This window comes from Kiritimatiellales bacterium, assembly GCA_041656295.1.
Lineage (GTDB): Bacteria > Verrucomicrobiota > Kiritimatiellia > Kiritimatiellales > Tichowtungiaceae > Tichowtungia.
In genome coordinates this window covers 20214-44975 of record JBBADV010000003.1, presented here as the reverse complement: position 1 = coordinate 44975, position 24762 = coordinate 20214, and the positions used below count along the sequence as shown (strand labels likewise).

Genomic DNA, 24762 nt, shown 5'->3' with positions numbered 1-24762 from the left:
ACGTTTATCTCCGTGGCAAGTTGCGGAGTGTTTCAGCGCTGGATTTCCATGAAAACCGGGCGGGTTGCCGTCCGGTTTTTTACATTCAGGGTATCACTTTATTCTAACAAATAGCTTCTCTGCAAAGCACGCATCCGCTCGAGGCGGAGTTTTGCTTCAGCTTTACGCTTTGCCGGCATGGTTTTAAACGGGCGTTCATACGGCAGCAGCTCACCGCCGATAGATGATGCACCGCCATCAACATAGATGGTTTGTCCGGTGATGCGGCGGGAATATTGTCCGAGCAAGAAGACGACGGCATTGGCAACTTCTGTTTTGTCGCGGACCGGATCCCACGGCAGCGGACTGATTTTTTTCCAGGTGCGTGCGAGGTGCGCAAAGTGCGGAATGGATTTGGCTGCTTTGGTGGTAAGCGGTCCGGCGGAAACGGCATTAACGCGCACGTGCTCGCGACCGAATTCACGCGCCAGCGCACGAACAAGAGCTTCAAGCGCCGCTTTATTGACACCCATCCAGTTATAATAAGGAAATGCCAGTTGCGATGCGAATGAGAGCGTTACAACAGATCCGCCGCGCGGCATGTGCTCCTGTGCGAATTGCGTGACGGCGGCAAGCGACGCACAGCTGATTTGAAAGCCCTGCTTAATATCTTCGGCGGCATCGGTGTAAACGCGGTCGCCGAGGCAGGTTTTCGGGTTGGCGTAGGCGATGGAATGGACAACACCCTGAATTTCACCGATTTCCTTGAACAGGCTGCGGATTTCTTCTTCCACAAGGACATCACAATAACGAATGTCCATTGCACACTTCTGTTCGGGCGTTAAATCGGTACAGCCGCGATCAAAAAAGATTTTTTTCAACCGTTCGTTCTGCACGGTATAAATGACTTTTCCGCCAAGCTCCGTCAGCATTCTGCCGGTGGCATATGCAATCGAATCGGTATTGAGCAGTCCCATCACAACGTATGTACCGCCTTTTTTAATCATTTTTTATTATCCTTTCGTTTTTATACCGGGGAAATGCGAAACAGTGTCGAGTAATCCTGCGGGGAAAAAGTAAAAAAATAGAACAATCAATTTTACTGTCGTTATGTTTTTCTAAGATTTAGAACCACAAAGGGATCCCATTAAACCCACCGTAAAATTGCCAGTGCAACAACAACGCCGGTGAGCATGCCGAAAAATACTTCGATGCGTGTGTGACCCAGCAGTTCTTTGAGTTTTTCATCAGAAAAATGACGTTCCGTAAAAAGTTCATCGACAATCTGATTTAACAGACGCGCCTGACGCCCCGCTGCGGCGCGGACTGTTTGGGCATCAAACATCACGACGAACGCAAAGATAACACTGAATGAAAACATGGCAGAGCTTAAGCCCTCTGTTATTCCAATTGTTGTTGCGGCGGCGCAAACGAATGCTGAATGCGCGCTCGGCATCCCGCCGGTACTTACCAGATAGCGGAAATCGAGCCGGTGCTGCTGAATTAGTGAAATCAGCATTTTAATCAGCTGCGCTGTCAGCCAGCCGGCCGCTGCGCACCAGAATGAGATATGGAGCGTGTTCATTCAGTTTTTCCTGTTTTAAAAAGAGGTGGATGTTAATGAACAGCAGAATCCCGAACAAGAAATTTCGAACTCAGAAATATGTCGAAAATAATGCGTGCCGGTAAAAAAATCAGCAATTTGACGGCAAGACTTTTTTAGGCCGGGCATGAACGGGATTCGGAAAATGCCGTCCGGATTAGCTTTTGCTTGGCGGCGGCATATGAAAATTATATGCTAAGTAGTAATCAGTCCAGCACCGGAGAAAGCGATGGATAATATTAACCGCATCAAAGAGCAGATTAATTTCTGCATCCGCAGCGAACTCTGGGCAAAACTCCCGGAGCTGCTCGATCAACTCCATCCGGCGGATATTGCAGATGTTATCCGGCATTCGTCCGATGATGCACAGATAAAACTCTTTGATCTGCTTTCCGATGAAACCAAGGCCGATGTTTATATCGAGCTTGACGACACTACTGCTGAAGACATTCTTGAAGATCTGACAGTTGAAGAAATCTCTGATATTATTGAGGAAATGGCGCCGGACGACGCAGCGGACCTGCTTGGTGATCTGGAAAAAGAGCGCAGCGAAGAGGTGCTCGATTTAATGCCGCCGGAGGAGTCCGAAGAGGTACGTGAACTGCTTAGCCATGATAAATATACCGCCGGCGGGATTATGACGACGGATCTCATCGCCCTGCCCGGTACAAAAACAGCAGCGGAAGCAATCGAGCATGTCGGCTCACTGGATCTCAATGAACCGTTTTACCTGATTTATGTCATTGATGTGGCAAACCATTTGATCGGCTATGTGCAGCTTTGGCAGTTATTGAGGACAGAAAACCGGCACAAAACACTTGCACAGCTCGCCGAAACCGCGCTGTTTACGGCGCAGACAGATACCGACCAGGAAGAAGTTGCGCGCATCATGTCAAAATACGATTTAACATCACTGCCGGTGGTAGACGCTGAAAACCGGCTCGTCGGCCGCGTGACGGTTGATGACATGGTCGATGTGATTGAAGAAGAAGCCTCGGAGGATATTTTTAAACTTGCCGGTTCAGATAATACCGAACTGAAAGACCCATCGCCGTTCGCATCTTGCCAGGCGCGTCTGCCGTGGCTGTTCATCACCCTCTTTTCAGGCTTCGTCACCAGCATGATTTTAAAAGGATTCATGCACAGCATTTCCATGATGGAAGTACTGGCGCTCAGCTTTTTTGTTCCAATCGTTATGGGTATGGGAGGGAACACCGGCATTCAATCGTCTACGCTGATCATTCGCGGACTGGCGCTCGGGACATTTTCACACAAAACACTGCGCCGGATGCTGTTGAGGGAGATGAGCATCGGAATGATGATGGGCATAATCTGCGGAACGATTATTGGATTGTGGGCGCGGTTCGTTATCAGCACAACGACGGCTTTTCATCCGGTGTTCCTCGCATTCTGCGTCGGCGCTGCGCTGTTCAGCGCAATGACATTTGCTGCGGTTTTCGGCGCGGCGGTGCCGCTGGTGCTGAACCATTTTAAAATTGATCCGGCGGTCGCTTCCGGTCCGTTCGTCAGTGCGTCGAACGATATCACTGCCCTGCTGATTTATTACGGCGTCACTTTTGCTCTGATTAGCCCGCTTATCTAACATGATCATCAAAACGCAGGCGATTCCGCTTTACTGGACCGATATTTCGAATACATCGCGCATCGTCACCTGGCTCACTGCGCAGTACGGCAAACTCTCGACCGGCATGAAAGGCGACCAACGCAAAAACAGCCTGTTTCGCGGACAGTACGACTTCTTTGCCACCAGCGAACTGCTTTTTTATGATCGTGCTGAGCGCGGCGCGCATATCGCCAAGGAGTGTTCCATGCTGCACCCGCGCACTATGTTCCGCACGGACTGGCGCGCCTGCGCTGCCGCCGGATATATTTCAGCGCTCTTTGCTAAAACCACACCGCGCCACGCGCACGAACCCGGACGGTTTGAATTTTTTGAAGAGATGCTTTCGTATGCCGAAGAATTCGGACGCGTACCGGAATTTTTAATCTGGTTCGATCTGCACTTTGCCGAATATCAGGGCTGTAAACTTCAGCTGAACGATGACGAACGGCGCGTCTATCGCTTCTCTGCCGAATACGGCGGCGTCATCAAGCCCGACTACGCCGCCGCCAACCGCATCGCCGCCGCGCCGCTTGCGCCGCAGGCCGTTGAGCTTTTAAAAGCATGGCAGCAGATCGATAATCCGGCAGAAGCGCTGCAAATGAAAATTAACCCGGCCTGCAGTGCACAAATCGACCGCGTCCTCGAAAAATTCGTCGCTTACCAATTCGACCTCCCGCCCCACGTCCGCTGTACCGCCATCGAAACCCTCCGCGCAGCTTAATATGAATCAACCGTATATGCTTTCAATTCGTCTGCACCCCGTTCTTTTTCTTTCTTCAGACTTAATTCCGGTAAATTTTTTTCCAATGTCCATTTTTTCCGTAAATGAACGGATTTTACTTCCGGCACCGGCGCCCAGAAAGGCCAAAGATTGATTCCCATTGCTGGGCTTTGCATATTGATATATGCATTAGGAACAAATGCCCAGACTGTCATATTCGGCAAAACCTGTTCGCCTTTAAATTCTCCAAAGTCCGGCCGGTCAGGAAATGCGACAGCTTCGATCGTTTCCCATTCACCGGCAGAAGTAATGTCTCCCGTTTGCATTCGCAAACAAAATGAAAAAAAACTTCCTTGCGCCGTCGGCTCCAGTTCAACATCCCATATATGTTCGCCGGCAGTTACAGATGTGCGCAACACACGTAAATTATTCCGCCCTTCGCCTTCTGCAATGACCTCCCCATTCTTTTTCAATTTATATTTGCACAAGGCATGAATACCTAATAGCGCATGAGATGAATCTTCCGATAACCAGAGCCGGTCGGAAGATGCTTGTGCCGCAGCCGCGTTTGTACTTTTCATAAAAACCTGATAATCGGCTTTAACAGAAAGAAACCCATCAATCTTTTCCCGATAGGCTAATGCCCGGACTTTAAAAAGATCATTCCACGGCTGATTCCGGTACCGCTCCGAAAAAAATTCCATTCTTGCCGCGGCATCAGCATAAAGCCCGTCCCGTTCCAGTAAAAAAAGCTGGGACATCATTCCCGCCAGTTCAAACCGGTCTACCGGACGGACTAACAGGTGTTTCTGCCCCACCGGAAGCATTGCGGATGATGCACGATCGGCATACCAATATACCACACCGGACATATATCCCTGTGCACGATTGCGGTCGCCGAACTCAAATCCCATTTCCATTGATTTATTAAACGAAACAGCATCTAACAAGTGAAACCGATATTGATCTGTCCGCATTGCGCCTTTTTCAATTAATCCGTGCAGAGGTAAATCAAAAAGGCTGGTATAATAATATGCCCCATTGAAATAATCTTCTAACCCGGTCCCAAGCTGCGGTGGCTGCGTACCGGCATCAGGCACCACAAATTCATCCCCTTCCAGAATATTCCAACTGCCATCCTGGCCAATCGCAGAAACAAAACTTCCGACATAATGCCCCCGTCCGGTTATCTTTAACATTCGGAACGGTGTACCGGAAACAGAGGATGCCCGCCATCCGGCATGGAATTTTCGTGACAACCCTTCAGTACTGTCGCGATTTCCCTCAGTGGAAATTGAAATGGAAACCGGGATTTTCGAATTATTTTCAAGAATACAAAGTGCTCCGTTTTTATACGGCATCGGAAACCGGCAAATAAATGTATTTCTACCCCCCTCCCCAATGGCATAGAAGCATACGAACGGAAATAAAACGGATTACAGAAGAAATCGCCCAGCGGAACATCGACGCTGGGAAAAGAAGTTCCATCCCAGATCATTTTCAATCGTAACTGACGTAATAACTCAGCATAAATTGCAGCAGCATCTGTCGGAGAATCAATCCGTATACATATCGTTTTAAGAACCCCTTTATCGGTGTCATTCCAGAACGGCAAGCTCTCTCCGGGCTGAATTGTTTGAGGCTGTGCATCGGTTAAGCATAATGAAATTAATTCAGATTGTTCCTGGCACTGAACATCCAGTGTATTATTTACAACTTCAACCAAATTACTTTGGTCAGCAGACCACGCTGCCGGAAAACTTTCAACATCGGCAGAATTCATATTTAATCTGGTATAATTAATCTGAAAATAATTCCGGTTTGCCGGATTTAAATCTTTCGGTATCACTTCGATACGAATACTTTTGCTGAACGGTATTGGGAAGAGGCAATAACGTCCGCCGCCGGATTGTCCTGCCAGAGGCGGAAGAAACGGAAATTTTTCACCGAAAAGTTCATCTTTTGACAAATTCAGCCGGGGCTCTGATTCCCCGTCAAAAAAGAAAAGCCAGCGGCTGGCATCAAAACTCGCAATCCAAAACCGCGAAATATAGCCGGGACCAATTGCTTCAAAAAGTTTGATGCGCCCGTTTGGCAGCGTATTGGCGCGTGTATAAACGACCCAGTCCTGATTGCCGCCGGTCCGATCATACGAACTTTCCATAAATGACAATCCGATTGGATTTTCCGCAAACGTGTTTAGATTTGTCATTTTCTCTAATAGTACGGCAACATCGACATAATCCGGCGCGCTGTTCTTCCGATTAGAGCAGCCACCTGCAAATAATCCGATGATCAGTATAGAAAATAAATACGTTCGCATATTAGGTTCTCCAGACTGCTTGCCAACAGTCCCTGCCACAGTTTTTATTCTGTATAGACTGAATTTTCAATGATTCTATTCCTAATTGTTTGATTGACGCAGATTTGATATACATAAAAGATCACTAAATGAATTTTTCTGATCTTTTTGCGAAAATACCCGAAGTGCCTCCAAAAAATGCATTGCGTTATTTTTTAGCTTTCAACCCGCTTGTTCCGGATTTTATCGCCGATTTTTCTCCGGTAAAAGGATATGAATTATTCCGGAAGCTAAAAAAAGGCGATATTGTTGTCGATGCAGGCGCTTATCCCGGAGATTACGCGGTTTATGCTTCCAGAAAAATCGGGCCGACAGGACGAATTATCTGTTTTGAACCGACACCGAAAAACCGGAAAATTCTCGAAAGGAATCTTTCCCGGGAAAAAAATAAAAATTTCATCATCGTTCCAAAAGGTTTGTGGAACACGTCAACTGTTTTAAATGCGTCCGGAGCAAACGGACTCTCCGTATCAGTTAATGATACATATCATGGAGACCCTATTCTGGTCTGCCGCCTTGATGATGAACTGGAAAGCCTGGGCATTAACCATATTGATGTTTTAAAAATGGATATTGGAGGCGCAGAAATTGAAGCGCTCGAAGGCTGCCGGAAAACGATTTCCCAAAATTCTATTTATGCGGCAATCGCCTCTTATCATGTTGTCAACGGGAAGCAAACATCGTTATTTGTTGAGAATTTTTTTCATTCTCTCGGTTATCAAACAAAAACGACTTTTGAAAAACACCTGACCACGTATGGATGGAAAGATAATGCTGATATTCCGGCAACAGTATGATAGCGCCTCTTAAAAATTCCATGAAGTCTAAAAAAATAGCGTTCTGGCATCGTTATGGTCCGGCAGGCCATACGGCAACCTGTCATTCCATTCCATATATTATTCAGAAACTAAACGAAGCGGGTATTGAAGTTCATTATTTCGGCATGAAAAGCACCGCCCCCGTCCCCGCCTTAATCCGGGCACATTGCACTGTTCACTGTCTGCCCGTTTGCATGAACCGGAGCTCAACAACCGGTAAACTGGCTGGTACTCTTTTCTGGTACGCAGCTCTGCCCTGGATCGCATTGCGCTGCCGGTTGATGAAAATCAATGCTGTGTTCTGGGATGAAACGCTTCCACTGGGTGCTTTTATCTCATTAATTTTTTATGGGAAAAACTTAAGCATAACTGTCGCGGATTTTTTCACCGTGATCTATAGCGAACAGCACCCTGCATTTCGAAAACTAAGCGATTTACTGTTAAAAATCGACTATTGGTCATGGAGAAAGCTTCCGTTGATTTTTACAAAAGTACCCTATACAAAAACATTCCTCGAAAAACAGGGTATCCCGCCCGATATAATTTGCTGCGCATACAATCCCTGCGATACATCACTCTATTCTCCAGGAGATAAATATGCGGCACGCCGGAAATTTGGTTTAAATGAAACTGATTTTATTATTGTTCACCCGGGATACTCCATCCGAATAAAGGAAACGACCGGATTATCCGTGCATTAGCTGAATTAAAAGATCAAATCCCGAATATGAAATATCTGTTAGTCGGCTCGGGGCCGGAAAAAGAAAATCTAATAAAACTCGCCGAAGAACTCGCCATGAACAACTGCGTTATCTTTACTGGCTGGCTTCCTTATGAAAGCGATGTTGTAGATGCGCTCCGCACAGCGGACATCGGCTTAGTTATGCGTATCGGCCAATTCTCAGATAATTTTCACGTTACTGACACACTCTCGCATGAAATGGCGTGCGGCCTGCCGATCTTGGCCGCCCGGTTGAAAGGGTTTGAAGGCCTGATTGAAGAAAATGAAACGGGATTGCTTTTTGATCCGGCGGATATGGAAGAGTTCAAAACGACCCTTTTACAAATGTACCGGCAGCAAGATGAACGGATCGCTATGGGGAAGCGAGCCAGAGAAAAAAGCATTCGCGCATTTGATATCGAATTGATCTCATCCTTTCAAACGGAGGCGTTGCTTCGTTTAATTTAACCTGGCATTTCCACCGCTCAGCCTTTTATATCTATTGAATATTGAGGTTTAGGAAAAGGAATCTCGCAGCAGAAGTAGTAAATACTATTTCTGATAATGCAACATTGCATATCAACTACAATTAACACCTTTACTGCCTCCAAAGTGTAGTAAAAGTATAGCAGTTTGAAAAGTATAACTTATTGTAAATTACATAGTTATCTATGAATCAAGAAGTTATCTCTGATGATCTGGAGGCAAGGGGAGTCGAACCCATTTTTTAGCAATGTTAACGTAATATCCTAATAATAAACAACCTATATTCTCCAGCTTTCAATTGCTACACTTCATTTCTGTAATAAAAGTGTAGCAATTTTGTACCATCAAAATCAAGGTAAGATTAAATATTTCTTCCGATTGTAGATTTATGAATTTTTACATCATCACCTAAACGCCACCTGTTCCATCATGGCTGGGAAATAAAATTATCATGCCTCACACCCATTAGCTGTTTAGTCCCACAGTGTACCGGAACGGATCAAACTTAAACCGATCCTGAGCAGAAGTCCAGGTTCAGGTTTTGCAGATATATTCGTATGGCGAGAGACCGCGTAATGTTTTGAGCCGTTTGGCAAAAGTGACAGGCCATCAAAAAGGTCTGTACATGTTCTTTCAGCTGATCATGGGTTCCGTAGTACTAACGCTTCACCGTTGCTTCTTTCAACGTCTGGTTCATCCGCTCAACCTGTCCGTTTGTCCAAGGATGGTTGGGTTTGGTCAGCCGGTGATCTATATTGTTTCGGGCGCAAGCCGGCTCAAAGGCATGTGCGCGAAAAAGATTTCCGGAATTTATCGCCTGCTTGATATCCGATGTTGCAGACCGTCGGTTCCCCGGCGAGGTAAACCGGGTTCCGTTATCCGTCAATACGGTGTGAATAGTATAAGGAACGGCCTAGATGAGCTCTTTAAGAAAGTCGGCAGACATTCGCCGCGTTGCCTTTTCGTGAAGCTGAACAAAAGTAAACTTTGACGTATGAACAATGGCAACGAACATATACAACCTGCCTTCTTCCGTGCGAACCTCAGCGATGTCGATATGGAAAAACCCGTCCGGATAGGTTTTGAATTTCCGGTTGTTCTGCGGATCTCTGGTATCCAGCAGCCGGCTACTACCATAACGTTGGTAGCAAGGAGCGTGTTAAATGAGGTATGGCGGTCTGCAAGCCGTAAAGACAATCATCGAGCGGAAGTCGTGTGTGCTGCCGAAAAGCGACACGAGCGGCTTCTTCTTTGCTCAGCACCGTTGACCGGGGTTGCCTAGGCCCCATCGGGGCATCTTGTACTATTGTGCGCTGTCGCCACTTCGCTACGGTTTTCGGGTTAATACCGTGCCTCCGGGCCAGAACATTCAGGCTCTCTTGACTATGTTGTATCGTTCGACGAACCGCCTCAGTCGTACGGACGCACCCGTGTACTATCTGTCCCATAATTTATCCCTCCAGAGCTGGTTATACATCACTCCAGTACACTGTGGGACTAAACATCTGGTAGGCTCATTTTTATAATACACTGATTTGTTTACACTGCAAAAATTCAGCGCCGCGTGCTTTCAGCAAGTCAATCAGCACATCGAATTGCTCTGTGGCATAATCGCCGCAGTTTTTAATCAGGAACGGATCCGGCAGGACAGACCCTTCGCCGTAATGCAGCAACCCTTCCGGCATTGCTGCAAATTCCCAGGGATGCATATAGAAACAGAGGAACGGCTCGGTTACACCGCGCTGTTCGCAATATCCGGTATAATTATCGATATGCGCGATCAGCGCAGCTGCACTTTCAGTGCGCCAGATCGGCCACTGATCCATATCACGCCCATACGGATCAGTGGACGTCATTGATAAATCGGCAAAATTCGGCAACTCTATTAATTTCATGTCGCCTTTTTTTGTCCAGTCGGTACGGGACGGATGATAGGGCTCAAGCTGTTTGCGATAAAAATAGAGCGGATAGGTCGCATCAGCGATATACCCGAGCTCTTCCAGTGCATTACATACCGCCGTTGAACCCCATAGCCGCGGGCAGCGGAATGACACCGGACGGATACCGGTGGCTTTTTCAACCTCTTCGGTTGCACGTTTTATGCGGTTCGGCACTTCCTCCGGCAGCAGCGGCAGTGCGCCGGGAATTTCAAACAGCGCATCGCCGACAGTTTCATGATGCAGGGTATGGCAGCCGATCTCATGTCCCGCCTGAATGATTTTTTGAACTGTATCAGGATTTTTATGAGCGGCATCGGCAGTAAAAAAAAATGTTGCCGAGATTCCATGTTTTTCCAATACATCCAGAATCGCCTGAGATCCGGCGGCAAAACCGTTATACCAGGGCGTCCAGCTGCCAATATCCGTTTCCATGTCAAAACCAAATACTGCTCTCATTTTTTCTTTCCTTATAGTACGAATGTTACCTTGAAAAAATCATGCAGACAGCGTTTCAACTGGTCTGCCTTGCCCTGCAGAATGATGGTTGTTGACTGCAGCCGGCTTCCGGTCAATCTGCCGCGTTCTGAATTCATCGGGGCAATGGTTTCAAGTTCATGAAATCCGAGTGTTGCACCATTAAAAATACTAAACTGATCGGCGGCGAAATAAACACCGGCAGGCTGATCGTTATCCGCAATATTAATATACCGGCCGTCATGCCGCACAGGCGTATAACGAACCACCAGCATGTTGCGTGCCGGATTGTAGGAGCCGATCAGTTCCGGTTGAGAGTCTGCTTTGATGCCGATCTGCAACCGGTCGGCGGCGCCGAGTTCAAACCGGAATCCGTTTTCGTAATATGACAAGCGACTGTGCGGATTGCCGTAAAAGTCGGCGTTGATACAATTCTCTACCGCGCCATTCACCCGCCCGAACGCAATCACACCGTCGGCATCAGGCAGCTGCTCGAGCGACCAGGCGCTCACAACAACATCATCCAGCTTATATTCCGCCAGCGGCACAAGCGATTCATCGGTACAATATGCCACACCCCGCAGTTGATAGCCATTCAACAGTTCGCGGATATCCGCCGGTGTAATCCGCCGGAAAAACCGCAACGCTATATCTGCGCCGCGCCGGTTACTCAGCTGCATATCCTTTGCAATTTCAATCTGTTCCGCAGTGGACATGATTATTTGCGCCGGCTGACGGTTCATTGCCGGCTGTACCGTCCATTTACCGTCGGCCAGATAATTATAAGCATACGCGCCGCCTTCGGGCGCCGGCCATAATGAATTTCCTCCGAAGTTATTGAACTCCACCGGATCCGGATTTTTCAATATGGCTTCATCCAGCCGGTGGACAAATGTTCCATCCACTTCACAGAAAATTCTGCCTTGCAATCCCGGCGACACAATAATTGTTCCAGCGCCGGAACGGATGGTTTGCACAGCGGCATCATATTCTTTCAACAGTGACAGCATATTAATCCAACAAATTTTTTATAATCGCTTTCAGAATATCACGCCCTACTTTCTGGAATCATCTTATTTTTCTACGCGGCCATCATCGGCCGCGTCAGGCTCCAGTTCCGCTAGCGTCCGGCAGAATTCGCGCATATCCCGGACTGCGCCAATGCCAAACCAGACAATGGTAATCGCACTGATCACAACAATTGCATAAAATTGACTTTTAAAAAAGATGACCCAAAACCAATCGCTGCGCACACTAATGGCATTCAGAATAATCAAGACGATATAAATTGTCATCCAGCCAAGGGACCAGCTCATGGCGGAAAAATAGATAATCCGGTCACCCAGAGAAAACTCATCGGTAATTCGAAATATTGCCCGCCAGCCACGCACCGGTGCAACATCAGGGACATCGGCAGTGGCATATTGTCCGCGATGAAGCAGTTTGTCCATATTGAATATCTGCGGACGAATTAATGAAACGATGATATAAATCATGATGGCGATCAGTATTGAAAAAAACCACATCCACTGTCCATTTATGCCGCGAATATAGTAATAAATCTGCTGTTTGGCGGAGTCGCCGGTAAGGATAAAACTGCCGGTAGCCGGTGAGATTTTCACCTCGGAAAATTCTTCTGGCCAGATATTTTCTGGCAGCGGAATATGTGGATATTCCGTGCCGTATGCATATGAAACAACACTTTCTGCAGTGCGATCGTCTTTACCGGTAATGCCAATATGCACATTCTGCCATTCATCATTCCGCCAGAACGCCACTGTTCCTTTCCAGCCATCCGCCGTTCGCACTGCAGGAACATGGTTAATCATCACAGATGCAGCCGTAGGTGCATCAATATGCACCGGTAGACGATGAAACGGCTGCTGCTGGATGATAATAGACGACACTGAAAGGACTGCACCGGTAAGCATGGCCGCCCAGGCGCCAGCGGTCGTGCCCTGTTTCCAGTAAAGCCCACCGATAATTGCTGAACCGGCTCCAGCAGTAAATAACGCACCAGTAATGGCGAAAAACATAAAAATATACTGTGTCTGCCGGAAAAGAAGGCTGAACAGGTAAGCGAATATGGCAACTCCGGTGATCGACCAGCGCAACAGCCGCAAATGTGCTCCCGGCGATAATGGGGTTTTCCGGAACGGCAGGATAACATCCTGGATAAAAATACTTCCCCACGATAACAGATAAGTATCATCGGTGGTCACCGCCATCGAAATAACCACTACAACTAGGCAACCCAGTAATCCAACTGGTAACGCGCTGCTAATCGCCAGTGGCACTGTCATCTGTTTTTGGACGGTCGGATTAAGAATAGCAGTAATCCGCTCCTGAGCCACTGCTGCGATATCCGCAAAATCCGTGTGATGCATCACCGTATATGCGACCATGGCCATACTGCCGACTATCAGGGCATATGTGGTCGTGCGGAACATCTGCAGAATTCCGGCCATTCGTGCTTCGTGAGGCGATTTTGCTGCCGCATTATACCCGCTGTTGCCCTGCCACGCCATACGACTGTAAAATGCTCCGAAAATTGCAATCGCATAAAACCAGATATTAAAATCACGCACCTGCGACGTTTTAAATGGATTGATCATAGAACGTGTTTCAGGATCCGGCGTATTGGTCAGCGCTTCACCGATCCGGTCCCAGCCGCACAGTTGAACAAGATATACAGACAATACCAGCAGAAGCGTTACAACTATCAACCCCTGAATGCCATCAGTTATCATAATACCAACCTGTCCGGAACGCAAGGTAATCCATAGAGCAAACCCCACCATGATAAGCATAATGAGTGCATAGCTCAATGAAACCGTCAGCCCACCGAACATCACATTGTATTCCGGAATGCCACAGACATATATGATAAACCGGCTCGTAACTGACGGAAAAATCGCATAATTAATCGCACCGGCAACAAACCCAGTTAAACCAGTGAACACCCGGAAGTTCCGGCTGTACCGTTTTTCAAAAAACTGCGCCAGAGTTAATGAACGCGTCTGCCGGTACCGGTAAATCACCCAGCCTGAAAGAACCAGTATCAGCACAAACGGCTGCTGAAGAACTCCCCACCAGGTCGCTCCCCAGCCGGAAAAATACTGCGATTCCCAAAGAGCAATAAGAGAAATTGCACCTACTGCTCCCATTTCACCGGCCACTGTTAGTAGATAACGTCCCGCTACTCGGCCTCCCACCAGAAAACTTGAAACCGTACGGACATAACGTTTCGTATATTGCACCAGAAAGATAACTAGTACCATTGTTATAACGGTAATGCTCCAATCAAACAATGTCATATACATAACTTCTATCTTTCTCCCTCAGGTTGGTACTGAGAAATTACACTGTCTTATCATCGGATACCATGATTTAGAATTGCAACCCGCCGCAGACTGTAATTATTTCACATTAATAATGTTAAATAAACAAGAACGCAGTGGCTGTTTTCAAGAAAAAAGTGCATAAACTTGGCGCAAAGTATACAGCTACGATCCGACGCCGGTAAATTCGCCACGGCAACGGCGTTATCATTTCTTTTCGTATTTCCGCTTTTTCAAATGCACCGCTGCGGTTATGCCCTGCGGGCGGCAGACACATTGAATGTTGATTCCGGCACTCTGGTGCAAGTGTCGGCAGTTCAATTCTGCGGTTATCTTCTGGCAGCGATTATTTACGGGATTCTGGCGGATTACATCGGGGGAAAAGCTGTTTTGTCTGTCGCCTGCATTCTGCTGCTTGCCGGTACACTGGTTCATGGATCATCGCAGCGCATTTGAATATGGCAATCACCGGCGGAATTTTGATGGATATGGGTGGCGGCATCATGATTGAAAATATGAGCACTATGGTATTTTCTGCCCTTTATCCGGAGCGCCGGCGTTTTTTTATGAATCCGTCACAGGTCGTTTTCTATGCCAGAGTAATCGCAGGGCCGACACTGACGAGCTGGCAGCCGCCGCACGACATGAGCTGGCGGTTTTTTATCGGTGTGGCAGCAATATCCTCCCTGCTCGTAATTCTTTTCCCGCGCACACAATTTTGCCAGCACCAGCGCAAGATGAACGGATTCATTTAACAGCGCTTAGCATAATTGTAAAACAGAAATCATTTCAACTTCCCTGCTATGCATCGTTTTTTATATACTGGCTGAAACCTATATTATTGTTTATGCTAGCGCATATTTACAAACTGTTCATCACACATCGGAACACCGAGCTATCTTGTTTTTATCCATTTCCTGATTCAGCATACTGTTCGGTCGATGGGTCTGCTCCGCGCTATTCCCGAACGCATTCCGCATATGCCTCTGACGTTGTATGACTATTACAGGCAGCATTTACACTCTGCCAGCAAATTGGACTATCAGCATCGTCACTTCCTCCACGCTCACCAACAGGGCAATCACCGGCATTTTGCCAATAATTATTAGCATTTCAGCGACAGAACATACTGAGTATTCAGGCACCGATCTCGGTACAACAACCATCGCCGCCGACGCGCTCGGTTATGTCGCGGCATCGACTGTCATGAATCTGCTGTTTGCACATTTTCCGACTGCACTGTTTTTGCATTCGTTGCAATTCCCTTGCTCATTTCCGCCAGCACACCGTTGTTAATAAATCCAGGGTTTCGGCGTAAAGCGAAGTCCGTTTAGTAGGAATCCATGATTCATCTACAGGTGCCTCACCGAGACGTGTTACGACCTGAAATTCCTAACAACCCACTCTTAAAGCGCAAAAAGCGGCCCGAGTACCGCTTTTTGCACTGCATATCCTGTTTTGTCTGATTACCGGCGAATATATTTACGTGATAAACATGCCGCGATTCCGGAAAGAATAAACAGCCCGGCGGTTGCCGGTTCAGGAACTAAAACAACGTTATCAAAACAAATCGTTTTCCCTGAAGTGTTACCACTATTCATGAATCCTACAGCTAGTATTTTCACAGCGATATAATCATACGCATCGGTGATTGTAAAAGTACCGGATTCCGTTGTCCAGTCGCTGGATGCGCCGCTTCCTAAACTTACCATTTTATCAAAAAGAATCTCACCGTCAGCCACGCCATCTGCATCTCTAAAAATGCCCATAGCATCGGTCGTATTCACCACATCCATGACAGTAAGGGCATTTGCATCAATTAAGCTGCCGGTAAGGGTTTTACTTGTTCCATTTAAGTTAAGCCCGACAACAACAACCCGGTATGCCGCATTGGCTCTATCAGTGTCATACGATACATCGAAAGAAAACTCAAACGCACCGGTTAAAGAACTGCTGTTCAAAATCTGTCCTATTCCAAGCACAGAATTGCCAGCGCCGGACGGCGCACTCAATGCCATATATTTATTAGTTCCCTGCGTAACGATTTTAAATCCGCGATCAGCCGAGGGTTCTGCATATATCCATGTAGATGTATCACCTGGAGTGATGAAACTCTGTTTCGTAAGCTGTTCATTCTCAAATCCGGGATCAACCAGTAGATTTGCCTGAATCATCCCCGCAATGCTTATAATCAGTCCCATGTTCACGATTACTCTCATTGTATTTTCCTTTCCTATTATTTTATTCACCCGTTCTGCCTGTACCGTGCTTGTAGATAATAACATTGTATATAATAAATTTACGATACTCAGTTTGCTTCTGCAAAAAAACTGTAAGTTTTAGATTATCAAAACGATCATGCCACCGGCGAATTCTCATTTTTATAAACGATAAAATACATTCACAAAAAATAATGTGCGCTCTTAAACAATATTTTATCCGGTACTGGTAAGCCGTATTATTTAACATTAAGATTAATATTATCAAAATGAACGTAAGCTTGCGTAACGTCTGTCCGGACTCCGGTAACCATTATTTTTATACCGAGATAGGTATATTTTTTATCAACCGTGAATGTTTTTGAAACCGTCTTCCAGTCAGACTTCCCGCTCAGCCCGGTTACGGTACTGTCATACAAAATATCGCCCCTGGCTCTTCCGCTCACGTCGTGGAAAAGACCTTTACTGACGTCCTGATTAACTGCTTCCGGCGCCTCGATTTCTCTCATGGCCTCTCCGCCGGTAAGTTTTGAACAAACCTGACTGGATCCATTCGCATTAATTCCGATAACAACAATCCGGTATGCCGCTCTGGAATCAACCGCAAGATATCTCATATCGTAGGAGAATTGCACTTCACCGGCATAAAAGCCACCGTCAATAAACTGTCCTAAGCCGGTCACCGCCGGAACGTAGTCGCATACGACCGCTGCATATCTGTTGGTGCCATCAGTCTCAATGACAAATTTGCGTTTACCTGCCGCCGTATGCGCAGACGTCCACGTACCGTTACTGTATTTATGTGAAAGGCGGAGAATGGATTCCAATATAAGCGACGGATCTGTTCGCTCAAAATTGTGGTTTTCTACTTTTGCTTCACAATTCAGAATACAAACCGCAACAATTACTGCTTTGATAATCCGTTTCTTATTCTTCATTCGGCACTCCGTTTTCCTTAGGCGCCTCCTGTAAAAATCCGCAATCAATTGCATAAAATGCCACAAAAAACCTTTTTTATTTTCTGCCTTGTTTTAAAGGCGGCAGTGCGTGCCGCCTTTTATAATGCAATTCTTGCAACGAGATGCGCGCTTACAGCTTATTTCTTCTTCTGACAATCAATGTGGCACCGGCCACACCAACAAATAAAAACGCCGACGTTCCGGGTTCGGGAATTGTCTGAATATCCGTAAGCGCCCACTCAAATGATATATTGGCGCCTCCGCGCTCGAACCAGAAATCGCGAATACCCCAATCCAGAGGATTCGCTGCGCCCAATGCCAGATCTCCAACAGGATTGCCGTTAATATTTAACGCCAGGCTGCCGGTAGCCCCATCTGCAAAGTTAAATGCTATTTCTATATCCATAAGCTCGTTATGATTATAGACAGACAAAAATGTAGTGGTGCCACCGCCTAAAGTAGTTGATAATAGCACATCTCCATTTCCCCGAAAGGTAACCGTTGAAAATATGTTATTGCTTGCATTACGAAATTTAAGTTGCAGAGTATTTCCTATTGTACTGGTTTCTTCTCTGTTAGCAAGTGCCTTAAAGCTTAACACAAATGTTTCTCCAGCCGTATAATCAGCAGTTGCACCCACGAAAGTAAGCTGCCTATTTTCACTGCCGGAAGGATGTGAAAATACGGCAGAAGACCCCGGCAGTATTACTCCGCCGGCAGTATAATTATTAGTAACAGTAATTCCAGCAGCAGCAACACCTGTCGGCCTCGTGTTTGTCTGGCCGGCAACCGCAGAGCCCAAAGTGGGCGCTACTCCCTCTGCCATTCCGGAAAAATCAACATCCCACATGGGTATTGCTGAAGAATTTAATGCGAATGTTAATATAATTGCTGATATGATTATTGTATTCAGTTTTACTCTATTTCTCATTTTATACCTCCATTTTTTTGTGATTGAACCATTCGTTTATTCTGTGCTTGATTTTATGCCTTGGTTGCTATCCCGAATTAATAGCTTACACTCCCTCTCGTGAATCAGAAATCGTGGATTTCGTATTTTCCTTGGATTCGCCATGTCTAAAAACTGTTCTCCTGTCGTCTGTCTGTCAATTAATACTTGTACACTATACATCCCAAGAAAACAGACTATTCTTCACTCGAAATTCATAAATTAAGCTTTCACCACCTTTTCTTTTAACATGCTATATGATATATAAAATTTATTCATTGAAAAGTAAATTTTTTACTTTTTTTCATGCCTTATTTTTAGCATAAATATTAATAAAAATGAAATTCGAATTGCTTTTATGGCTAGAAATACAGTATAAAACAAAATATGACATTTCGCTATCCAAACAATCTACGATCACTTTAAAAATGTTAAAAATAAGGAAAGTATAAAATGAACAGCATTATATCGTCTTCTCTAATTGCCGCTACCGCTGTTTCTGCCGGTGCGGAAAATGTGCAGCTTCCGAATATTATCCTGATCCTCGCTGATGATCTCGGTTGGGGCGAACTCGGCTGCTACGGCCAGCAGAAAATCAAAACGCCTCACCTTGATGCAATGGCGGCGGAAGGAATGCGGTTCACTCAGTTTTACAGCAGCGCACCGGTTTGTGCGCCGGCGCGCTATATGCTGCTCACCGGGAAACACGCTGGTCATTCGTATATTCGCAACAATAAAAAAATGGATATGCCGGAAAGACGGCTGGCCAACGGTGCTTTACTTTATCCCGGTCAACTGCCGATGCCGGCAGATGACATTACCATTGCAGAAATGCTGAAAGACGCCGGTTATGCCACGGCCTGTTTCGGTAAATGGGGGCTTGGTGTCGCCGGCACTTCCGGCGACCCGCTAAAACAGGGCTTTGACCGGTTTTACGGATACAGCTGCCAAGCGCATGCACACAATCTTTATCCGGCGTATCTGGATCGTGACGGCGTACCTCAACTGCTTGACGGCACACAATACGCGCCCCAGCTCATTGCCGATGAAATGCTGCAGTTCATTCGCGAAAAACGTAACGCACCGTTTTTTCTCTATTATGCTACGGTACTGCCGCACCTCGCATTGCAGGTTCCGGAAGAATACATCAAACCTTATTTAGATAAATGGGAAGAAATACCGTATACCGGACAAAGCTATCAGCCCCACCCGACGCCGCGCGCCTGCTATGCCACAATGATTTCTTTTATGGACCGGCAGGTCGGCCGGATATTCGCACAGCTAAAAGAGTTGAATCTTGATGAAAACACCATTGTGATCTTTACATCAGATAACGGTACCACGTTTTTAGGCGAGCAGGTTGATTACACCTTTTTCAACAGTGTCGGGCCCTTGCGCGGCTTGAAAGGAGATACTTTTGAAGGTGGTGTTCGCATTCCCTTTATTGCGCGCTGGCCGCAAAAAATTTCTGCCGGTACGGTTTCTGACTTTGTCGGCATTCAGTATGACCTGATGCCGACTTTTGCCGAATTAACCGGCGTCAGTGTGCCGCCGGCAGCGGACGGCATCAGCATTCTGCCGGAAATGCTCGGAGAGCCGCAGCAGAAAACACACGATTTTCTGTTATGGGACTACCCCGGGTATAGCGGACAGGTCGCCGTGCGCATGGGTGACTGGAAACTAGTAAAAGAATTGATACTCTACCAACCGGATTTGCCGGCCCGGCTTTATAACCTGAAAACAGATATCTCTGAATCAAACGATATTGCCGTGCAGCATCCAGACATCGTTGCACAAATGGAAGAAATTATTTTGCGCGAACGGCGGAAGCCGGAAGTCGAAAGTTTCCGCTTTGGAACATACCGTGATTAAGAAGATGACGTACGGGATTTAGTTATCAGCATAGATACCCCCGAGGAAACTCGGGGTTCTTGTTTTCATCACAGCTCCTCTCGGAGCTGGTATGAACGCAGCGAAACGTCGCGTTCGCGGCAATCAAGAAGCTCATTCATTGGTGTTCTGCCTTCAACCGCATAAAACGGGTCAGCCAGGCTGAATTTTATGAATGTGAAAAGCGCCGATGACGGCAAGATTGCCAAATACGGCGGGTCTGATTCTGAAAACGTGTGCGACTGCAAAATATCATTCTTCCATCTCAACGTGAGCGGCAACGTATTTTATATAAGTTATTAGCAAAGGATATATTATAAAATACAGCCCATAGCAGATTGTAAAAGCAAATGCCTGACTGGAATTTTTTGAGTCATGCCGCTATTTTCTGATTGAACTGTTTTTCAGCTGTTTCAAAATTCAAAAAATTGCGGTGGACGGATATTAATTCATCCGCAGCCAGATCTTTCGATCTGGCTCAAATGTTTTCCTTTTTGCGGATGAGGTTGTCTGTTCCATGCCCGAATGCCCCTTTCTTTTATTTTGAACGATTCATTCTGGCATGGAATTTCTTCCCCTCCAACCGGGCACGTATTTTTACAATCTACCTTTTGAGCTCAAGAGAAATTATTCCCCTATACGATCTGTCAATAAATATACCTGGTAAGAATACTGCGGCATATTGATTTGAATGCTTTTTTTAAGCGGTATTTCCTGATGGTCGGGCAGCATTTTCTGAATACTGGTATTTGCGGCAGACAATCCCATGGCCGCAAGATCTATCTCTAACTGCAGGCTTTGTTCCTGATCTGTTGCGTTGAATACAACGGCCATATACTGTTTGCCATCCGGTCGCTTATAGAAACTGACGGCGGTATCGTCGATCGGAAGTGTCTGAGTATACTGCTGTGTCCAGTACGGAATATATTCCCAGTCATTTCCCCAGCCGGTTTGATTAAATATATCATATAGCGGGGCCATAAATTCTTTCGGGAAATAAGCAACCCATAACAGGGCGTCATGCAGGAGCGTCATGCCGATAATGTAATCCGCATGCCCTGAACCTATTTCATTCCACTCTTCCCATTTAATACTCCCCACACGGGAGAATTGAGGAAGAAATCCGGTTTTATGACCTAAGTTGTCGCCCCTGTACGCAGCACGAAACGCATCTAACGTTAACTGTGTCTTCTCATAGCCGCGGTTATTTTTATGATCCAGCAGTGCAGCGAAATTTTCTCCCACAATTTGCATGTCGGCAAAACTTAATACCGGCATGTGAAACCAGCTGGATGAGTGAAAAACGATGATACTGTCAGGATCTTTACTTTTTGCCAATGAATACACCCTCCGCAGCAGAGCCCGTGTTGCTTTAAAATTCAGCCCGTCAAGCGCATGCTCTTTGCACATCGGGTTCGCGCAGTGGTTCGGCAATGATACATCATAATACAGTCCGGGGACATCTGTTTTTTCAAACAGATGATTCATCGTATACATATAATAATCACGATAGGACGGAGCCGGACAGGCAACTTCAAACACTTCATTAATCTGTTTATCCCAGGTTAACAGCCATTCATCTTTAAACAGTTCAAATTCCGGCCGTTTCGGCCAGGTGTTTTTCAGTGAGTTATATGGCATCTGAATAAGCTTCCGTCCGTCCGGCAGCTGTCTGATGAGCGGAGCGAGATTATCTTTCGGCATCGGATACAGCGTAGCACCGGCGGTGGCGCCGGTGTCCGGCGATACGGACCAGTTCGGCGTCCACATTTGCACAAAAGTCACATTGGTTTCTGCAGTTGTTGCCGGATCTGCAGCAATACGCCAGTCACGATACTTACGGATCGGCTTAACCGGCGTGGCCTGAAATCCAAACGGAAACTCGGCAATTGATCCTTTTTTATATACCGTCCGCTCAGCAATCAGATTCATTTGAACCGTAACATTATCACCGGCACACCGTACATGGATCTGCTCGTCAACCGGACCTTTCCATTGATCAGCCTGCTCCCAGATAAAATGTATGCCGGCATCTTCATCGCCGAGCCAAAGAGGTCTGACGGCGCCTTTCCAGCCTTCTTGCGGCAGCCTTCCGGTTGTAATCAGAGAGTGATCAGACGGATTAATCAGCGTCATGGCCTCTTTTGCCAGAGGGAATGTAACTGACAATTGATCAACTTCAATATCTTCAATTGCTTCCAGTGTAAGCACGGTCCAGCAGAACCCGTCGAATTCAACTGTACTGCGGCTTGAAAATTTCCAGCCGTTTCCAGCCGCACTGCCGGCAAGACAGATCTCTTCCGGAGTATGTGATGAAACCGTGTTTTCACCGGCGGCAAGTGTCTCTGATTTTTTATTTATAACACCGGTGAGATACGCCGGAGCGGTTAACAACGGTGTGTCCTGTGTATCAATCGCTACCGGGAGCAGTGAGCCGAACACATAGTCCCGACCCCATATTCTGATCTTGTTTTCCGACAGTTCAACCGGGCTCCATGGAACCGGAACACCGGTAACGCCGATTGTATTACCCAGCCAGTCCGGCAGCGGCTGTTTTTCGAATTTCCGTTCTTCCGTCAGTTCCTGTCCTGACTCATTATTTTTTAAGCGGAGCTCCATTGTATACAGTCCTGCCGGAACATTATGGATATCCAGCTCCGCGACAGCCAAACTTCCTTTTATTATAACTTCACATTGAGCGACGCTCTCTTCCGTGGTGCTTTTTTTCAGCGCGCACACACCGCTGACATTCTGTGCAGAACCCAGCGAAGAGATATTCGCACCTATCCGGATTTTTTCATATGAAGGATAATACTTGAAAGTAATACGTGCACCCTCTTCACGGGTTACCGGAAACTGCATGTTAAATAAGGAAGCTGCATCCGGTGCTGAAACGCTGACAGAAAGTTCAGCAGCGCCGGCTGAGTTATAAAATTCCGGCGCGGAAAAAGAAATTTCCTGCGCCTCACTGCCGGCAAGCGCCACGCGCTGTTCAAGCAGTTTTTCATCATTAGCGGAACATAAATTGAATTGTGCATCTATTGACTGAGCACTTTGATTCCGCACGGTGAATTTCAGATCCGGTTCGCCGACAGTCAATCCGTCCATTGAAACGATCTGCAGAACCGGGTCGTTTCCGGTAAGAAAAAGCATGCGTGCCATTCCGTCAACTGCATCGCGCCATCCAAGAGAACGTATCTCGCCCCACGGAACCAGCCCGTTTATCTCTTCTTTTAACATCCACCATATTCTGAAAAAAGATATCCCCCAGACATCGCCGGCTTCAGGCATATTTCCAAATGAGGAAAATGGAATTTTCCCCTCCACCTGCCAGCGATCACTGCTCAGCACAGAAGCCGTTTCCCAGTCTGGATCCCACTGCAATCTGGCATGGTTTTTTGGCGGAAGCAGCTCGTAATCGTAATGCGTATTGATTCCGTTCACAACTAAACGGTAAACAGAATCTTTAGTATTATCCGAGGCCGGATCAAATGCGGCAATGCGTAATTCATAACTGTCGTCAAAAATTACTGCCGTGTCATGTTTAGTTTCATTTGAGCGCAATGCTCCCCGAAGAAGCATCCTCTCGGGATCTTCGAGTGCTTCATCCGGAATACGAGTGGACAGTGAAAAATAAAGAAATTCCTTATCATATCCAAGGTTCACCCAGGTCAACGGATGAGCCGGCCCGCCACGGCTGGCATTATACGTTAGCGGGAAGCGCACGCTGTTTTTCCATTCATCAGAATCAATGACTCCATCCACAGTAACCGGTTCAGACAGCGGCGGTACACCGATCACCTGCGCGTGCATAATTTGTGCCTCCGTCCGGTACAGATCCATCATTTCAAACCGGTTGAATGCACGACTGTAAATTTTTAACTCATCTTGAATCCGGTTATCTTCCGCTCCCGCCCACGGATTCCCGAAAGAAAACTCCACCAACTCAGCCGGCATTTGATAATCGCCGTTTGAAGCGACGGGAACCCCGTTAAGGTAAACTTCAATACCGTTTTCTTTTTCCCAGACCATGCCGATGCAGTTCCATTCATATTCGTTGAATGCCGGGAAAACCAAATTATGAGTTGTCACAGAACCGTAATCGTCATACACCCTTAAAAACATCCAGACCGTCGCACTGTGATCATATTTATAAATGAGCAGATCCGATTTATTTTCAGCACGTGCACGGAAAAAAACATAGTTGCCTCCTGAACCGCGAACATTATGCCAGCCTTTGCCTTCATCAGCCTTAACCCAGAACGTCAGGCTCCCTTCATCCGAAAATATATTGCCATCAGCCTGATAGATCACCGCCGACTGTCCGCGACCGACACTGATTCCCTTGTCGGACTTCCCCGGCCTGAAAACAGGTTTTTCTTTTACATTCATGTACCTGCCGGCGCGGCTTCCGCCGGCAAAGTTTGCATCAATCGAATCTTCAAATCCGGCATGGAACAGCAAATCTTCCGATAGTGCCGCCGGTGGATTTGAAACAAACACCATAAACATAACAAACAACAAATTTATCATTATACGTTTCACACCCGTTCCCTTTCCTCTGTTAATTTTTTCTCTTTCAATTGTAACTGTGCCTTATTTCAAAACAAATTTATCATTATACGTTTCACACCCATTTCCCCTCCTCTGTTAATTTTTCATCCATTCAATTATAA

At 46.6% G+C, this 24762-nt stretch carries 19 protein-coding genes and 2 pseudogenes; 9 read left to right on the top strand and 12 right to left on the bottom strand.

Annotated features, from left to right (window positions below; translation table 11 throughout):
* Positions 1–98: 98 nt before the first annotated feature.
* On the bottom strand, positions 99–986 hold the full coding sequence (locus WC959_02575) for an SDR family oxidoreductase (GenBank protein MFA5688026.1): 888 nt from the start codon (positions 984–986) through the stop codon (positions 99–101).
* 140 nt (positions 987–1126) lie between these two features.
* Entirely contained in the window at positions 1127–1564 is a 438-nt protein-coding gene (locus tag WC959_02570; protein MFA5688025.1) for a divergent PAP2 family protein, read from the bottom strand.
* Positions 1565–1811: 247 nt separating this feature from the next.
* Here WC959_02570 and mgtE point away from each other — a divergent pair, with 247 nt between their 5' ends.
* Complete coding sequence (mgtE, locus tag WC959_02565) at positions 1812–3185, top strand: magnesium transporter (GenBank protein MFA5688024.1); 1374 nt, start codon at positions 1812–1814, stop codon at positions 3183–3185.
* 1 nt (position 3186) lies between these two features.
* Positions 3187–3927 (top strand): DNA repair protein RecO, encoded by a 741-nt coding sequence (recO, locus tag WC959_02560; protein ID MFA5688023.1) that lies wholly within the window; start codon positions 3187–3189, stop codon positions 3925–3927.
* On the opposite strand, the gene WC959_02555 is transcribed toward recO, so the two are convergent.
* The gene (locus WC959_02555) at positions 3924–5288 is read right to left on the bottom strand and encodes a DUF2961 domain-containing protein (protein MFA5688022.1); all 1365 of its coding nucleotides are present in this window, start codon (positions 5286–5288) and stop codon (positions 3924–3926) included. The two genes, recO and WC959_02555, sit on opposite strands and share 4 nt — an antisense overlap.
* A 50-nt stretch (positions 5289–5338) precedes the next feature.
* Positions 5339–6091 (bottom strand): annotated as a pseudogene (locus WC959_02550) (DUF2961 domain-containing protein).
* Between the two features lie 287 nt (positions 6092–6378).
* Here WC959_02550 and WC959_02545 point away from each other — a divergent pair.
* The 3 genes from WC959_02545 to WC959_02535 all read left to right on the top strand — a co-directional run bounded on the left by WC959_02545 (position 6379) and on the right by WC959_02535 (position 8296).
* Positions 6379–7086: an FkbM family methyltransferase gene (locus tag WC959_02545; GenBank protein ID MFA5688021.1), complete on the top strand. Its 708-nt coding sequence runs from the start codon at positions 6379–6381 to the stop codon at positions 7084–7086.
* Positions 7087–7388: 302 nt separating this feature from the next.
* Positions 7389–7808, top strand: coding sequence for a hypothetical protein (locus WC959_02540; GenBank protein ID MFA5688020.1), 420 nt, complete (start codon positions 7389–7391; stop codon positions 7806–7808).
* Positions 7763–8296 carry a glycosyltransferase gene (locus WC959_02535; protein MFA5688019.1) on the top strand — a complete coding sequence of 178 codons (534 nt, stop codon included), beginning with the start codon at positions 7763–7765 and terminating at the stop codon, positions 8294–8296. The genes WC959_02540 and WC959_02535 overlap by 46 nt, the downstream gene beginning before the upstream one ends.
* Positions 8297–8779: 483 nt before the next feature.
* On the opposite strand, the pseudogene WC959_02530 reads toward WC959_02535, so the two are convergent.
* The 4 genes and pseudogenes from WC959_02530 to WC959_02515 all read right to left on the bottom strand — a co-directional run bounded on the left by WC959_02530 (position 8780) and on the right by WC959_02515 (position 14051).
* Positions 8780–9762: pseudogene (locus tag WC959_02530) on the bottom strand (IS481 family transposase).
* Between the two features lie 72 nt (positions 9763–9834).
* Positions 9835–10710 carry a polysaccharide deacetylase family protein gene (locus WC959_02525; protein MFA5688018.1) on the bottom strand — a complete coding sequence of 292 codons (876 nt, stop codon included), beginning with the start codon at positions 10708–10710 and terminating at the stop codon, positions 9835–9837.
* A gap of 11 nt (positions 10711–10721) precedes the next feature.
* Positions 10722–11738 carry a DUF6786 family protein gene (locus WC959_02520; GenBank protein MFA5688017.1) on the bottom strand — a complete coding sequence of 339 codons (1017 nt, stop codon included), beginning with the start codon at positions 11736–11738 and terminating at the stop codon, positions 10722–10724.
* Positions 11739–11801: 63 nt separating this feature from the next.
* Positions 11802–14051 (bottom strand): hypothetical protein, encoded by a 2250-nt coding sequence (locus WC959_02515; protein ID MFA5688016.1) that lies wholly within the window; start codon positions 14049–14051, stop codon positions 11802–11804.
* Positions 14052–14306: 255 nt separating this feature from the next.
* Between WC959_02515 and WC959_02510 the strand changes: the two genes are divergently transcribed.
* The 3 genes from WC959_02510 to WC959_02500 all read left to right on the top strand — a co-directional run bounded on the left by WC959_02510 (position 14307) and on the right by WC959_02500 (position 15365).
* The gene (locus WC959_02510) at positions 14307–14525 is read left to right on the top strand and encodes a hypothetical protein (protein MFA5688015.1); all 219 of its coding nucleotides are present in this window, start codon (positions 14307–14309) and stop codon (positions 14523–14525) included.
* On the top strand, positions 14522–14824 hold the full coding sequence (locus WC959_02505) for a hypothetical protein (protein MFA5688014.1): 303 nt from the start codon (positions 14522–14524) through the stop codon (positions 14822–14824). Before WC959_02510 ends, WC959_02505 begins: the two co-directional genes overlap by 4 nt.
* Positions 14825–15065: 241 nt before the next feature.
* Complete coding sequence (locus WC959_02500; GenBank protein MFA5688013.1) at positions 15066–15365, top strand: hypothetical protein; 300 nt, start codon at positions 15066–15068, stop codon at positions 15363–15365.
* Positions 15366–15535: 170 nt separating this feature from the next.
* On the opposite strand, the gene WC959_02495 is transcribed toward WC959_02500, so the two are convergent.
* The 3 genes from WC959_02495 to WC959_02485 form a co-directional block, all read right to left on the bottom strand.
* Positions 15536–16288, bottom strand: coding sequence for a PEP-CTERM sorting domain-containing protein (locus WC959_02495; protein MFA5688012.1), 753 nt, complete (start codon positions 16286–16288; stop codon positions 15536–15538).
* A 239-nt stretch (positions 16289–16527) separates the two neighbouring features.
* Positions 16528–17226, bottom strand: coding sequence for a hypothetical protein (locus WC959_02490; GenBank protein ID MFA5688011.1), 699 nt, complete (start codon positions 17224–17226; stop codon positions 16528–16530).
* A gap of 151 nt (positions 17227–17377) precedes the next feature.
* Entirely contained in the window at positions 17378–18178 is an 801-nt protein-coding gene (locus tag WC959_02485; protein MFA5688010.1) for a PEP-CTERM sorting domain-containing protein, read from the bottom strand.
* A gap of 471 nt (positions 18179–18649) precedes the next feature.
* On the opposite strand from WC959_02485, the gene WC959_02480 reads away from it, so the two are divergent.
* On the top strand, positions 18650–20068 hold the full coding sequence (locus WC959_02480; GenBank protein ID MFA5688009.1) for an arylsulfatase: 1419 nt from the start codon (positions 18650–18652) through the stop codon (positions 20066–20068).
* A gap of 645 nt (positions 20069–20713) precedes the next feature.
* Here the strand turns inward: WC959_02480 and WC959_02475 are convergent.
* A complete protein-coding gene (locus WC959_02475; protein ID MFA5688008.1) occupies positions 20714–24631 on the bottom strand; it encodes a glycoside hydrolase domain-containing protein in 3918 nt (1305 codons plus the stop codon).
* Positions 24632–24762: the final 131 nt, after the last annotated feature.